Here is a 13400-nt window from a genome sequence, read left to right on the forward strand (position 1 = left end):
CGTGAAAAATCGCGAGTGGTGCCAACGTAGCGCCCTACGGCGCCCCCCTCTGTCCTGCCGGACATCTCCCCCTCTAGTGGGGAGATTGGCCGTCACGACGGGCTTCGCCAATTTCCGATGTGGCAAGGGACGAGCCGGCGGCGAAACCGTCGATCTCCCCCCTAGAGGGGGAGATGTCCGGCAGGACAGAGGAGGGCGCGACGGAACGAGGCGGTTGTTATTTTCGACCGCCGGCCTTTGACATGCCCTCTAAACTCAAAACCTATCGCGCCAAGCGCGAATTCTCGAAGACGCCGGAGCCGGCTGGCGGGTCGATGGCCGGAGACGGCAACCGCTTCGTCATCCACAAGCACCACGCCACCGCCGACCACTACGATCTGCGCCTGCAGGTCGGCGATGTCTTAAAAAGCTGGGCGGTGCCGCGCGGACCCTCGCTCAATCCCGCCGACAAAAGACTGGCGGTGGAGACCGAGGACCATCCGCTCGAATATATCGATTTCGAGGGCGTCATCCCCGAAGGGGAATATGGCGGTGGGCCGATGATCGTGTGGGACACCGGCACCTGGGCGCCGATGGACGATATCGACAAAAGCCTGCGCACCGGCGCCTTCAAGTTCCGGCTGGCCGGCGAAAAGCTCAATGGCGGCTGGATGTTGACCCGGCTGAAGCCCAAGCCCGGCGAGGACGAGAACAAGAAGAACTGGCTGCTGTTCAAGGAGCGCGATCTCGCCGCCGACACGGCGCTGAACATCCTTGAAGCACGACCGGAAAGCGTGAAATCCGGATTGCGCATCGAGGAGCTGGTGGCGCCGCCGAAGCCGACCGCGAAGTCCGCGCCAAAGCCTGGGTCGCTGAAGCCGGGCGAGCTGCCCGGCGCGGCCAAGGCGCCGGCGCTGAGCCGTATCGAGCCGCAACTGGCAACCCAGGTGCCGAAGCCGCCGGGGGGCGAAAGCCTTGCCGAGAATACCAACGAGCTCTGGCTGCATGAGATCAAATTCGACGGTTACCGCACTATGGCGCATGTTTCCGACGGGGAGGTGCGGCTGATCACGCGTGGCGGCATCGACTGGACGAAGCGCTACGGCGACCTGGCCAGCGCGTTCGCCAAGCTGCCGTGCCGCGAGGCGATCATCGACGGCGAGATCGTCGTGCTCGACGCCAAGGGCATTTCCCGCTTTGCGCTGCTGCAGGACGCGCTGGCGCAGGGCGCCGGCAGCAAGCTGCACTTCTACGCCTTTGATCTCCTGCATCTCGACGGCTGGGAGCTGATGAAAGTGCCGCTCATCCGGCGCAAGGCGCTGCTGGCCGAATTGCTTGGCGGGCTCGGCGCCAATTCCGCCATCCAGTTCTCCGACCATGTCGAGGGTTCGGGGCAGGGGCTTTACGACAAGGTGACGGAACTCGGCCTGGAGGGCGTGGTCTCCAAGCGCGCCACCGCGATCTATCAGAGCGGCCGCAGCAAGAGCTGGACCAAGACCAAGGCGCTCGAAAAGGACGATTTCGTCATCGCCGGCTACACCACTTCGGCCGCGGCCGAGGGGTTGGCCGCGCTCGGCATGGCCGAATGGGTGGACGGTGAATTGCACTATCGCGGCAAGGTCGGCACCGGCTTCGATGCCGGGACCGCGGCTGATCTGCTGGCGCGGCTGGAGCCGCTAACATCCGGCGCAACGCCGCCGGAAGGCGTGCCGCGCGAGATCATGCGCGAGATGCACTGGGTCAAGCCGCTGTTTTCGGCGCGCATCCATTTTGCCAACCGAACCGCGGACAATGCACTGCGCCACGGCGTGTTTCGGGGTCTGCGTGACGTCGGCCTGTCGACGCCGGTTTCGGCAAAACGCAAGCGGCTGATCGCCGAAGCCGACCTTGCCACGATCTGGGTGACAAACCCGACGCGGCGGCTGTTCGGCAAGACCGGCCCGACCAAGCTCGACATCGCCGTCTATTACGCGCTGGTCGGCGACTTCATGCTGCCGCATATCCTTGGCCGCCCGGTGTCGCTGGTGCGCTGCCCAACCGGCCTGCCCAAGGACTGCTTCTTCCAGCGCCATGCCTTCACCGGCATGCCGCCTTCGGTGGTGACGTTCCAGGCGACCAATTCCGAGGGCGAGACCAAGTCCTATCTCTCGGTCGAGGGCGCGAAAGGCTATCTGGCGCTGGCGCAGTTCGGCGTCGTCGAGTTCCACACCTGGGGCACGCATCGCACGAGCCTCGACAAGCCCGACCAGATCGTCTTCGACCTCGACCCGGGCGAGGGGATTTCCTGGCGCGAGGTGGTGGAGGCCGCCGTCCACATCAAGGGCGAACTGGAGGGGCTGGGGCTGGTGCCGTTCGCAAAAACCTCCGGCGGCAGCGGCATCCACATCACCGTTCCGGTGACGGGCAAGCAGAACTGGAAGAAGCTGCACCAGGCGACCAGCGCCATGTCAACGCATCTGGCGGCCACCGCGCCCGACACCTTCACCACCACCATGGGCAAGGAAAACCGCAAGCGGCGCATCTTCATCGACTATCACCGCAACGCGCGCGGCCACACCTCGGCGGCGCCCTATTCCTTGCGCGCCCGCACCAACCTGCCGGCCTCGACACCGGTGAGCTGGAGCGATCTGGAGGCGATCGATGCGCCGCAGGATTTGAATTATGCGTCGCTGCCGGGGCTTTTGGAGACGTCCGGCGATCCGTGGGCTGACATCGACGAGTTCGCGCGGGATTTGCCGACCTCTCCTTCGTCATCATAGGGTCTTCGCCGCTTCGCTCCTTGCTTCGCCCTACGATGACGAAGCCATGGCCGCCCAGGCTAACGGCCAGCGCCACACCGACTCCATCGACGCTTCCGACAATTTGAATTATTCTCCGCCCGTGCCCCGAAAACCGGCGGGAAGATTTCGTCAGGGATTTGCCGGTATTGTGCGGGGTCGGTGTAGGATTTGCGCAGCCTTGTTCGTCCTTCGGACGAAGCGCTGCGAATTAACTGTCAGCGCATGGCCGCGTAGGAGTTCATCATGGCGCCCAGGGCAAGTTGGAAAGGTTACCTCAAGCTCAGTCTGGTCAGCTGTCCGGTGCGGCTATACCCCGCCACCAGCGCCAGCGAACGCATCTCGTTCAACCAGCTGCACAAGAAGACCCACAACCGCATCAACATGAAGCCGGTCGACCCTGAACTGGGGCTCGTCGAACGCGCGGACCTGGTTAAGGGCTACGAGTACGAGGACAAGCAGTATATCATCATCGATGATGCCGACCTCGACGCGGTGCGTATCGAATCCAACCACACGATGAACATCGAGGCCTTCGTCGACGAGGACGAGGTCGACGTCATCTACCAGGACGCGCCCTATTACATGGCGCCGGACGGGGCGATGGCGGAGGAAACCTTCGCGGTGCTTCGCGAGGCCATGCGCAAGTCCGGCAAGCTCGCCATCGCCCGGCTGGTGCTGTCCAGCCGCGAGCGCGTGGTGACGATCGGCGCGCGCGAGAACGGCATGTTCGTGTGCACGTTGAGGAACCCAAACGAAGTGCGCGGCACGGCTGAGTATTTCGGCAACATTCCGGCCGGCAAGCCTGACCCGGAAATGCTGCAGCTAGCCGAAGCGCTGATCAAGCAGAAGGAAACCACCTTCGATCCGAAGAATTACGAGGACCGCTACGAGATCGCGCTGATGTCGATGATCCGCGAAAAGCTGAAAGGCCACAAGCCGATCATCGCGGCGGCACCGGAACGCGGCAACGTCATCAACCTGATGGACGCGCTGAAGGCGAGCCTGTCGCAGTCGAAGCCGCCGGCCAAGTCGAAGAGCAAGGCCGACGAGGTTGCCAAGCCCGCCGCCAAGAAGGCGGCCGCGGGTGGTGCGCCTGAAAATCCGCTCAAGGCCAACCTGCTCAAGGCGGTCGGCAAGAGCAAGAAATGACGGCACCGGCCGTTCCGGGCGCTGTCTTCGGCACGATCGGCGCGCTGGCGGCGTTTCCGCTCAGGCTCGCCGCGCGCGAGGTGGAGCGCCAGCACGGCCAGCTCAGGCGCGGCGTCACCAGGCGTACCACGCATGTCGTGTTCGGACGGACCTTGTTGCTGACGAAGGCCGGACTCACCAAAGATAGCGATAGCGAGATCGAACGCAGCCTTGGCGCCGAGCGCGCGGCCGGGCGCGTTCTCTTGAGCGAGAACGGTTTCCTGCGGCTGCTCGGGCTGATGAAGGCGCCCGAGGCGTCTTCGCTGTCGCGCCAATCGCTGATCGACCAGTCCAGGCTGTCCGGCGCCGATCTCGACCTGTTGTCGCTCTTCGATGCGTTCGAGCATGACGCGGAGCCCTATTCCTTCCGCGACCTGATCCTGGCGCGCAAATATGCCGGGCTGATCGCCGGAGGCGCCACCTGGGGCGCGATCGCGCGCTCCGTCCACCGCTCCGGCCCGGTGGCCTCGCTCACGGCCAAGTCGCTCAATGTCGGCTCGCAGCATGGGCGGCCCGACGCGATCTACCTCGAAGGCGGCCAGAGCGAACTCGACGGGCAGTTGCTGTTCGATCTGGGCGCCGCGCCACAAGGCGACGACACGCTGGAAGACTTGTTCGCCGAGGCGGAAGCCGCCGAGGAGGGCGGCGACCATGACGGTGCCGCCGCACTCTACCAGCGCTGCCTCGCCATCGATCCGACCGACGCCATCGCCGCCTTCAACCGCGCCAACTGTTTGCGCGGGTCCGGGCGCGTGGCGGAAGCCGCACACGATTATGCCAGGGCGATCAAACTCGATCCGGCCTTCGTCGAGGCCTGGTTCAACCTCGCCGGGCTGATGAGCGAGCAAGGCCGCGACGCCTCGGCGCGAAGGCACTTGCAGAAGGCGATCACGCTCGACAAGACTTACGCCGACCCGGTGTTCAACTTGGCGCGGCTTGAATTCGATGCCGGCAATTTGCTCGAGGCGCGGCGGCTGTGGGTGCGGTATCTGGAGCTCGACGCGGTGTCGGAATGGGCAGGGGTGGCGGCCAGGGGCGTCCAGTTCGTGGACATGCAACTGGCGAAGTCGGCGGGGTGACGATGGTTGGCGAAAGCCGCGATGACAGCCGATCTCCCCCCTTGTGGGGGAGATGTCCGGCAGGACAGAGGGGGGCACCGTCCCGCCGGCGGATCGGTTCATTTCAGACGGTCCTATTCCAGAGAGACTTGACACAAGGCTGGCGTTCCTTCGCGCCCCCCTCTGCCCTGCCGGGCATCTCCCCCACAAGGGGGGAGATTGGCAGCTTCACCGTCGCGCGCGTCGTCACATCATGACCACCTTCCTCTTCGATGGCCACGACACCGCTCCCGTCACCATCCTGCTTGCGCATGGCGCGGGCGCCTCGATGGACTCTCCCTCGATGACCGCCGCCGCCAAGGCGCTCGCCGCCGTCGGGTTCCAGGTCGCGCGCTTCGAGTTCCACTACATGGCCGCCCGCCGCTATGGCCAGCGCAAGCCGCCGCCGCGCGCCGAGACGGTGAACCCGGAATACATCAAGGCGATCGCCGACCTCAGGGCGAAGGGCGTGACGGGCAAGCTCATCATCGGCGGCAAATCGATGGGCGGGCGCGTCGCCTCGATGGTCGCCGGCGAGATGTTTTCCAAGGGCGAGATATCAGGTCTGGTCTGCCTCGGTTATCCCTTCCATCCGCCTGGTAAGCCCGAGCAATTGCGGACAAAACATCTCGCCGGGCTGAAGACGCCGACGCTGATTTTTCAAGGCACGCGTGACGAGTTCGGCACGAAGAACGAGGTCGCGACCTACGATCTTTCCGATGCGATCGAAGTGATCTGGGTCGAGGACGGCGACCATGATCTCAAGCCGCGCAAGAGCATTTCGGGTTTCTCGACCACGGATCATCTGACCACGCTGGCGGAGACGGTGAAGGCGTGGGTGGGCAGGATCGCCCCCTGATCCCCGATGAAGATCGCCAGCTTCAACATCAACAACATCAACAGCCGGCTGGACAATCTTCTGGCGTGGCTCGCCACCGCGAGACCCGATGTCGTGTGCCTGCAGGAATTGAAGGCGCGCGACACGCAGTTTCCGCGCACCGCGCTTGCCGACGCCGGCTATGGCGCGGTGTGGAAGGGCGAGCCGACCTGGAATGGCGTCGCCATACTCGCGCGCGGTGCCGAACCGGTGCTGACCCGCGATGCCTTGCCCGGCGATGATGCCGACCGGCAGAGCCGCTACATCGAGGCGGCGGTGGACGGCATCATCATCGCCTGCCTCTATGCGCCGAACGGCAATCCGCAACCGGGGCCGAAATTCACCTACAAGCTCGCCTGGCACGCGCGACTGGAGGCGCATGCGGAACAACTGCTCGACACTGGCCTGCCTGTCGTGCTGGCGGGCGACTACAACATCGTGCCCGAGCCGCGCGACATCTATGCCACACGCTCCTATGACGACAACGCGCTGGTGCAGCCGGAAAGCCGCGCCGCCTTCGCCTCGCTGCTCGAACAAGGCTGGACCGATGCGTTGCGCAAGAAATATCCGAAGGAGACGCTCTACACCTTCTGGGATTATCGCCGGAACCGCTGGCCGCGCGACGCCGGCCTGCGGCTCGATCATATCCTGTTGTCGAAAAAGCTGGCGCGCCGGCTGAAAGGGGCGGGCATAGACCGCGACGTGCGTGGGCAGGACGGCGCCAGCGACCATGCGCCGGTGTGGGTGGAATTGGGGTGAGCAGAAACTTTAACTTTTAGATGCTAGGAATCGCGAATAGCAACAATCATATACGATGGCGAAATCCGACTTGTGGCATCATTTCAAGATGCGAGTGTTGATCGCGCTGCCAATTGTCATAGGGGGTACGATTCTCAGGCGCTATAATTTTCGCGCTTTTGAGTTATTTATGTTCGGGGGCTCCGTGGTCTTGACGCTATTTGCCTGCTGGCTGGTCTACAGTCTCTGGCCAACCAAGGCACAGCGCCTGAACGAGAATAAGGGTGCCGCCTACGCAGGAGTAGTTGCGGCCGGCTTGATACTATCGCTCTGTCTCTGTGGCACATACATCTTGCTGCCGGTCGTAACCGGTTAGTCATCTGCGACGCCCATCGGCGAGCCAGGCTCTTCGGCCAGACTGCCCATCTCTCCCTAGCCCAGCGGATACCGCGCCCGCATCCTTGTCGTCACTCCTGACGGCCGCACGCGACCCTTTCCGCAAGTCATCTCTGGCGCTAAGCTCGCAGCCCAGCGGGCTGGCAGCAAAGCCGTAGCACCCAGGCGCTTGCCATGGTCGACGCAGGCGGGGGGCGGATTGTCGGGGTGTGCTCGGCGCCCGCGCCAACCAGGGCGGCTCGTACCGCCGCGACAACACCATCGCACATTGGATGACGGCCGAAACTTCCGCGAAAGCGGAATAGGCAGGGGCTGCAAGGCCCGGCATCCTAGCGGGGTATGGTCGGCCAACCATGAGGCGGGCGGGCACGACGCGTTGCCGTCTGCTTCGAGAGGCCGTGCGTCCGCGGATCGAACCATCCGGTTTTCCTTATAGGACCAAGGTCTTGTGTGGTGTGCGCAAAGGTCCGAGAGGGCCTGTTCGGTTCCGGCAATGTCCATTGGACGTTCCGCTATTTCATCCAATCGAGATATAATCAAGCGGCCTCACCACCATGTGAGAAGGGGAAGTCTGGTCGGACGGCCATGGACTGGTGACCCGTCCGGCAGTACCCCGGTCAATTCCCGGGGTCAGCCCTGGCATAAACCAAGTCGCATGGTCGCGCGCTGTCACTTTGGCAGCGGCGCCGAAGCGCCAGCCGTCCGGCCTTGTTCTGGTTGATCGGTTACAGCATGTCGCGGCGAATAGGATTCGCCTGACCTCCTGTAAGCTTCTGATTTTATGCATGTCGTTATCCCGGAACCGAGGACACTTCCGGGCGACATGCATTAGAAAATAATTGTGCGGCAGCCGGCGCTGCTATCATTATCCACATCGAAGAACGACGTCGCCATCCTGGCCGCACACCCGGCAGGATAACAGGCTTGGGAGAGGGCACGATGGCGGACCGGGTCTTGTTTGGCGGCAAGGTCGCAGAAATCTCAATATCGGTTCATGGTGACGCCAGGGGGGTCCTGACGCTCGTTCAGTTCGGCAGATTCGGCTTTCAACCGCGGCGGGCGTTTGTGGTCACCGCACCGCACGGGACGACAAGGGGAGGACATGGTCATCGTACGGGGCGACAGCTGTTCATGCATGTCTCCGGAGAGATATACATTGCGCTTCGGTATCGGGAGGAGGTCGAGCAGATCGTTCTGGATTCAACAAACAAGGCCGTGCTCATCGAAGCGCCGGTCTGGTCGAGCCAGACGTATCACGGCGACAATCCGACCATGATCGTTTTCAGCGATACGGAGTATGACCCGAAGGGCTATTTGTTGGATGTGGAGTCGGGCCAATGACCACGGAAGTGTGTCTCCGAGACAATTGGCAGCCATGACTGAAGGCCGGCAGGTGCTTTGCGCAGAGGCCGCCGTGCGGCGGTGCGCTGCGGTTTGTTGCCCATGAAGCTCACTCGCGGCAGAGTGGCGATCCTTGGCGCCGGGATCATGGGCGCCAGCCTTGCCATCATGATGGCAAGACTGGGTTGCGCGGTTACGCTCTTCGACAAGGAGGACGAGCCGCTCAGCTGCGCCAGCCGTTGGAACGAGGGGAAGATCCACTTGGGCTACCTCTATGGTGCCGACCCCTCGATGCGCACGGCAAGGCATGTCATTCCGGGCGGGCTGCGTTTCGGCAAGCTCATCTCGCAATTGCTCGACGAAGATCTTCGGCCACACACGACCCCGGCTGACGATGTCTACCTTGTCCATCGCCGTTCGGTAGTCGATGCGCAGACGCTGTCTGGCACATTTCGTAAAGTGGATGCGCTGCTGCGTGAGCATCCGGACGCATCGCAATATCTGGTCGACGTGTCAAAAGCTGGTTCCGTGCGTCTTTCGCGAGCCGAGCTTGCCGCAATGACAGATAGTGACGACATCGTCGCCGGGTTCCGGGTGCCTGAGCGATCGGTCGATACTCAGTGGATCGCCGATCGGATGGTCGAGGTGGTGAGGAGCGAACCGAACATTTCGCTGCGAATGAGGTCGAAAATCCTCTCGGCGACGCCGACAGATGGAATCGAAGGGCAATGGCGGGTTGCGGCTGAGACCGGGAGGGAGACATTCGACGTCGTCGTCAACTGCCTTTGGGAAGGCCGGCTTGCAATCGATCGGCTTGCGGGTATCGAACCAAGCCCCGGCTGGTCTCACCGATATCGCCTTAGCCTGTTCGGCGGCACCGGCCGGCCGGTCGATGTTGTATCATCGGTGATTGCGCTCGGTCCTTTTGGCGACATCAAGAATTATGACGGGCGTCGTTTCTATATCTCATGGTACCCAACTGGCTTGGTTGCGCAAAGCGGCGCATTGACGTTAGCACAACCCGACGAAATCGCCGTGAATCGGAGACAGTTCTTCGTCGATGAGGTTCGCACGGAGATCACCAGGTTGATCCCGGACGCCTCTCGCCTCTTCGAAGCGGCACAGACAATCGACATCCGGGGCGGGTTCGTCTTTGCACAGGGGCAAGGCTCTCTCAGCGACCTCGGCGCCACGATTCACCGCCGTGATCTGTTTGGCACTGCCCGGCGCGGCAATTATCTGTCCGTCGACACGGGAAAATATTCGACTGCTCCCTGGCTTGCTGACATGCTGGCAAAGCAACTTTACGGCGTTGGCTGAATGCATGACACACACACCCAGCCCGGCTGGCACCCACGGGTTACGGCTTTGGTGCCGTGCCATAATGCGGCCGCGTTCATTTCCCGCACGCTTGACAGTCTCGCCTCCCAGACATGGCCGAACCTGGAGATATTGATCGGCGAGGACCGCTCGACCGATGCCACGCCGCAGATCGTAGCTAAATTCGCCGCAGGGCACCGCAATGTGCGTGTCCTCAACCGGCAACACAATCTCGGGTGGCTAAGGAACACCAACGACCTCATGGCCAGTGCAGAAGGTGAGTTGATGTTCTTTGCCTTCCATGATGACGTTGTCGATCCAACGTATGTGGAAACGCTTGTGCGAGCGTTGCAGGACAATCCCTCGGCGGTGCTGGCCTATAGCGACGTGGAAGTGATCGAGGTCAACGGCGACAGCGCGACCAGCACCTTCGACCGGTTGTCGGGACTTCATAATAGCCTGTCGCGGGGCCTCGTTATGGCGCAACAGCCGCATGGCTGGTGGGTCCCCAATCGCGGGCTGTTCAGGGCATGGGCATTCCATCGCAGCGGCGGGATAAAGCCCAACAGCCAAGGCGAATACTGCGCCGACTGGACTTGGCTTCTGCATCTGTCGTTGCTCGGCGCCTTTGTGCGTGTGCCGCAGGTGCTATGTCACAAGTATTATCGCACAGGGAGCATCAGCAAGGCCTGGACCCACCACCGAACCCAACGAAGAGCCCTCAGGGCCGCAGGGCTCAGGGAAATCTGGCACAGCAGCCTTCCCTGGGCGCAGCGTGCGATCCTTCTGACCGCCATGATGACGAGGCCATGGCGATTGCGAAGGCGTCGCAAGGCGGCGCAATTCAGGCGATGAGACCAAGCCGAGCTCCAAGGCGATCACATCGGCGTTGCCGCAGATGACCATTGATCCACGCATCTCAATTTTTTGCGGCGAGTCTAGCCCAGCCACCACCACAATGCCGCGATCACCGCCGCGATGGCGGCCACCGTCAGCCCTAGCATGATGTAGGAGCCCTTGATGATGTCGCGGATGATCTTCTTGATCGTTTCGCGGTCGTTCAGGTTGGGGAAGGGCTCGTTCGGCTGCGCCACGTCGAGGAAATGGCAGAGCGGACCCCAGCCTTCACTGACCTTGTAGACCAGCAGCTTTTCCGGCGGTACGGCGGCCTTCACTTCGTCGACATAGCTGACGTAGCGGGCCACCGCCTTGTCGCGGTCGCCCATGACGCCGGCCAGTGTGCGGCCCCAGATGAGCTTGCGCGACATGTCGCCGAACTTCCGGCCAAACGGGGTAAGCCATTCCAGGATCTTGAACTGCCATAGGTTCTCGGTGAAGTAGATCGTATCGATGGTGCTTTCATACCACGCTTCGGCGCCGCGCGGGTGCAGCGTCAGCAGCACCTTGGCGTCGGGATAGGCGGCCATCAATTCCTTCCAAACGCAGCAGCCTGGATTGTCGACGGTGGCCGTATAGTTGGCGAACACGCGGTTCCAGTCGTGCTGGGTGCCTGGCGAGCTGTTGGCCACCTTGCGCCAGAAATCGAGATGGCCCTTATTGGCCTTGTTTATGATCACTTCCTGCATGTGGTAGCAGGGCAGGCCGAGCTTGTTCAGCGCGGCAAAGGTCGACCATGTGCCGGTGCGGCCGAAACCGGCTCCGATAAGCTTGAGCGTCATTCCCCGATCCCCCCGGTCTTCTTCTTTTCCCGATTACCGCGGTCAGTGAGCACCAAACTGCTCCTGCCAAGGCCGCCGCGCAACGAATTTCTACGTGGATGTCGAGCCGGAGATCGCGTACTTGCGTAGTTGCTAAAATAATGAAAGCCTGTGTGCAGGTGTGGAGATTTGGAGGGAGTCGCCGGGACAGGAACGGTTTCGGCGATCTTGAAGGCTGATGTATTTTGGGCCATTTCTCGTCGGGATGTCAGCGACCACGATCCTTATCGCGGTCTGGGCCTATATGGCCACCGGTTCGTTCTGGGAGGCGCTTGCCTGGACAGTGGTGACGTTGGTTGTCTTGCAGGTCGGCTACTTCGTGCTCGTCCTGGGGCTGATCTACAGGCGTGAACAAGACGCCGCCGCAAGCGAGGATTCGGTCAACACCTTGCCTCCGCTGCGTAGGGATCGCGTCCGGCTTTGAACTCGGCTGGGATGGCGAACCTCGCGGGTCCGCCATCCCTTGCCTAAAGACGTCAGGCGTGGCCGGCCAGCGCGTTCAGCTTGGCGCAGAATTCGGCATGCGGCTTGCTCATCGCGGCGTCCTGGCATTCCTTCATCATCGCGGTCTGGTTCTTCTTCGACATTTTCGCCCAGACCTTCTTCATGGCAGCGTCCGACTTCATGGTCTTCATGGTCTTGTCGGTGAAGAAGGGTGCCATCATCTTCGGCTCGTCGAGAATGCCAGCAAGTGCCGAGCCGGCAATCACGGTGGCAGCCAACACTCCCAGGCAGACAGTTTTGATATTCATGGATCCATCCTCCCCTGTTCCGGCCGCCGGTTTGGCGACAGCTCGTGTTTAATACCATCAGCCCATGGTTATTTAGAGGCGGCTTATATTATTGAACGGTCACGTTTTGGTGAGGCGATGCGCTGAAAGCCGCTTGGACCGGTTGGCTACCAGCCTATCCATTCGTGAGCGCCCCAGGCAAGGCCGACAAGCGGCGCCATGAACGCGAAAATGACAAACACCAGCGTGAAGGGGTGCTTGGTCACGGGAGGACGGGGAGCCATGGCGCGATATCCGTGCTGGAAATTTCATCCGGAAAAATACAGGACACCAACGCCATGAAGTCGACATCGTTGCATCCGGTGCAGCCACGCTACGCGCCCCGCTGGAACCGGATGCCGACGCCGGCGTTTTCGTGCCGTGACCCGGTGAGGCGCCACCTCCGCCGGTCCGGTTGGTGGCTCGCCCTGCTCCCGGCAGGGCGAGCCTTTTTGGACGCTCGGCGGTCCTCGGAACGACACCCGGCTGCAACACGTTAGTTATCGGCAAGACGGTGTGCGAAACGAACCATCCACGGAAGACGTCTTCGGTCGCCTTTTCAAGGTTTTTTGCTTCTGTCAATAACATGTAGAAATTTCTGGCGCACGCAAAGCATATCTTTGCTGACATCCTCACGCTCTGCGCTAAAAGAATGTGGCATATTGTTGGTTGTTTGCCATATTTATTTCAAGAAAAGGGATGGAACCTCCGGGTTACGGACGAGTTTTCCTCCAGGGCGGGACTGGAATCGCCAACCATGGAGATTGTCATGAAACGTTATCTTATGAGTGCCGCGGCTGCCATCGTCCTGCTGGGCGGTGCCGGCGTGGCCCTGGCGGACAGCACCGTCGTTGTGCAGCCAGAGCAGGAAACGGTCGTTCGCGAATACATCAAGAGAGAGCCGCTGGCGTCGGTGAACCTGCTCGGCGTCGAACTCAAGCTCGGCTCGCCGGTACCGGACAAGGTCGAACTGCGCGAAGTTCCCAACGTCAGGTACCGCGTGGCAGTGATCAATGACGAGACCGTGCTGGTCGACCCCGATACCCGTCAGGTGGTCGAGGTGCTGCACTGATCCGTCTCACGCATCAAGCAAAAAGCCCGTCACCGATTTTAACACTGGTGAACTGACCCCCGAAAGTTGGACGCAACCTTCGGGGGTTTTGCATGTCCAGATTCAGCGAGCTTGAGAAGCGCTC

Annotated in this window: 12 protein-coding genes; 10 read left to right on the forward strand and 2 right to left on the reverse strand. The window is 62.0% G+C overall.

Translation table 11 applies throughout. The features are described 5' to 3' along the window. Positions 1-242: 242 nt before the first annotated feature. From ligD to LB543_RS33045, 8 genes are all read left to right on the forward strand, one after another. Positions 243-2738, forward strand: coding sequence for a DNA ligase D (gene ligD / locus LB543_RS33010; RefSeq protein ID WP_224617273.1), 2496 nt, complete (start codon positions 243-245; stop codon positions 2736-2738). 264 nt (positions 2739-3002) lie between these two features. Then, positions 3003-3908, forward strand: coding sequence for a Ku protein (locus LB543_RS33015; RefSeq protein WP_140759780.1), 906 nt, complete (start codon positions 3003-3005; stop codon positions 3906-3908). Continuing rightward, complete coding sequence (locus tag LB543_RS33020) at positions 3905-5026, forward strand: tetratricopeptide repeat protein (protein WP_224617274.1); 1122 nt, start codon at positions 3905-3907, stop codon at positions 5024-5026. The genes LB543_RS33015 and LB543_RS33020 overlap by 4 nt, the downstream gene beginning before the upstream one ends. A gap of 232 nt (positions 5027-5258) precedes the next feature. Then, positions 5259-5903 (forward strand): alpha/beta family hydrolase, encoded by a 645-nt coding sequence (locus LB543_RS33025; RefSeq protein ID WP_224617275.1) that lies wholly within the window; start codon positions 5259-5261, stop codon positions 5901-5903. Positions 5904-5909: 6 nt separating this feature from the next. Next, complete coding sequence (locus tag LB543_RS33030; RefSeq protein WP_224617276.1) at positions 5910-6680, forward strand: exodeoxyribonuclease III; 771 nt, start codon at positions 5910-5912, stop codon at positions 6678-6680. Between the two features lie 1314 nt (positions 6681-7994). Beyond that, positions 7995-8396, forward strand: a complete 402-nt coding sequence (locus LB543_RS33035) for a sugar 3,4-ketoisomerase (protein WP_140759765.1) — start codon at positions 7995-7997, stop codon at positions 8394-8396. A 102-nt stretch (positions 8397-8498) separates the two neighbouring features. Next, positions 8499-9716, forward strand: a complete 1218-nt coding sequence (locus LB543_RS33040; RefSeq protein WP_140809994.1) for an FAD-dependent oxidoreductase — start codon at positions 8499-8501, stop codon at positions 9714-9716. Continuing rightward, on the forward strand, positions 9717-10571 hold the full coding sequence (locus LB543_RS33045; RefSeq protein WP_224617277.1) for a glycosyltransferase family 2 protein: 855 nt from the start codon (positions 9717-9719) through the stop codon (positions 10569-10571). 83 nt (positions 10572-10654) lie between these two features. Here the strand turns inward: LB543_RS33045 and LB543_RS33050 are convergent, their stop codons facing one another. Continuing rightward, positions 10655-11395 (reverse strand): sulfotransferase family protein, encoded by a 741-nt coding sequence (locus LB543_RS33050; RefSeq protein ID WP_140759756.1) that lies wholly within the window; start codon positions 11393-11395, stop codon positions 10655-10657. Positions 11396-11639: 244 nt separating this feature from the next. Between LB543_RS33050 and LB543_RS33055 the strand changes: the two genes are divergently transcribed. Further along, positions 11640-11858 carry an exopolysaccharide production repressor protein gene (locus LB543_RS33055; RefSeq protein WP_318013036.1) on the forward strand — a complete coding sequence of 73 codons (219 nt, stop codon included), beginning with the start codon at positions 11640-11642 and terminating at the stop codon, positions 11856-11858. Positions 11859-11910: 52 nt separating this feature from the next. On the opposite strand, the gene LB543_RS33060 is transcribed toward LB543_RS33055, so the two are convergent. Further along, the gene (locus LB543_RS33060; protein WP_140759750.1) at positions 11911-12186 is read right to left on the reverse strand and encodes a hypothetical protein; all 276 of its coding nucleotides are present in this window, start codon (positions 12184-12186) and stop codon (positions 11911-11913) included. A gap of 787 nt (positions 12187-12973) precedes the next feature. On the opposite strand from LB543_RS33060, the gene LB543_RS33065 reads away from it, so the two are divergent. Continuing rightward, entirely contained in the window at positions 12974-13276 is a 303-nt protein-coding gene (locus tag LB543_RS33065) for a DUF1236 domain-containing protein (RefSeq protein ID WP_224617278.1), read from the forward strand. Positions 13277-13400 lie beyond the last annotated feature (124 nt).

The sequence above is a fragment of the Mesorhizobium sp. ESP7-2 genome (assembly GCF_020164715.1).
In the GTDB taxonomy this organism is placed as follows: Bacteria; Pseudomonadota; Alphaproteobacteria; order Rhizobiales; family Rhizobiaceae; genus Mesorhizobium.

What these genes read in the sequence shown, in the direction of transcription:
- ligD (WP_224617273.1), top strand. Translation starts at nt 243, where the DNA reads ATGCCCTCTAAACTCAAAACCTATCGCGCCAAGCGCGAATTCTCGAAG.
- LB543_RS33015 (WP_140759780.1), top strand. Translation starts at nt 3,003, where the DNA reads ATGGCGCCCAGGGCAAGTTGGAAAGGTTACCTCAAGCTCAGTCTGGTC.
- LB543_RS33020 (WP_224617274.1), top strand. Translation starts at nt 3,905, where the DNA reads ATGACGGCACCGGCCGTTCCGGGCGCTGTCTTCGGCACGATCGGCGCG.
- LB543_RS33025 (WP_224617275.1), top strand. Translation starts at nt 5,259, where the DNA reads ATGACCACCTTCCTCTTCGATGGCCACGACACCGCTCCCGTCACCATC.
- LB543_RS33030 (WP_224617276.1), top strand. Translation starts at nt 5,910, where the DNA reads ATGAAGATCGCCAGCTTCAACATCAACAACATCAACAGCCGGCTGGAC.
- LB543_RS33035 (WP_140759765.1), top strand. Translation starts at nt 7,995, where the DNA reads ATGGCGGACCGGGTCTTGTTTGGCGGCAAGGTCGCAGAAATCTCAATA.
- LB543_RS33040 (WP_140809994.1), top strand. Translation starts at nt 8,499, where the DNA reads ATGAAGCTCACTCGCGGCAGAGTGGCGATCCTTGGCGCCGGGATCATG.
- LB543_RS33045 (WP_224617277.1), top strand. Translation starts at nt 9,717, where the DNA reads ATGCATGACACACACACCCAGCCCGGCTGGCACCCACGGGTTACGGCT.
- LB543_RS33050 (WP_140759756.1), bottom strand. Translation starts at nt 11,395, where the DNA reads ATGACGCTCAAGCTTATCGGAGCCGGTTTCGGCCGCACCGGCACATGG.
- LB543_RS33055 (WP_318013036.1), top strand. Translation starts at nt 11,640, where the DNA reads ATGTCAGCGACCACGATCCTTATCGCGGTCTGGGCCTATATGGCCACC.
- LB543_RS33060 (WP_140759750.1), bottom strand. Translation starts at nt 12,186, where the DNA reads ATGAATATCAAAACTGTCTGCCTGGGAGTGTTGGCTGCCACCGTGATT.
- LB543_RS33065 (WP_224617278.1), top strand. Translation starts at nt 12,974, where the DNA reads ATGAAACGTTATCTTATGAGTGCCGCGGCTGCCATCGTCCTGCTGGGC.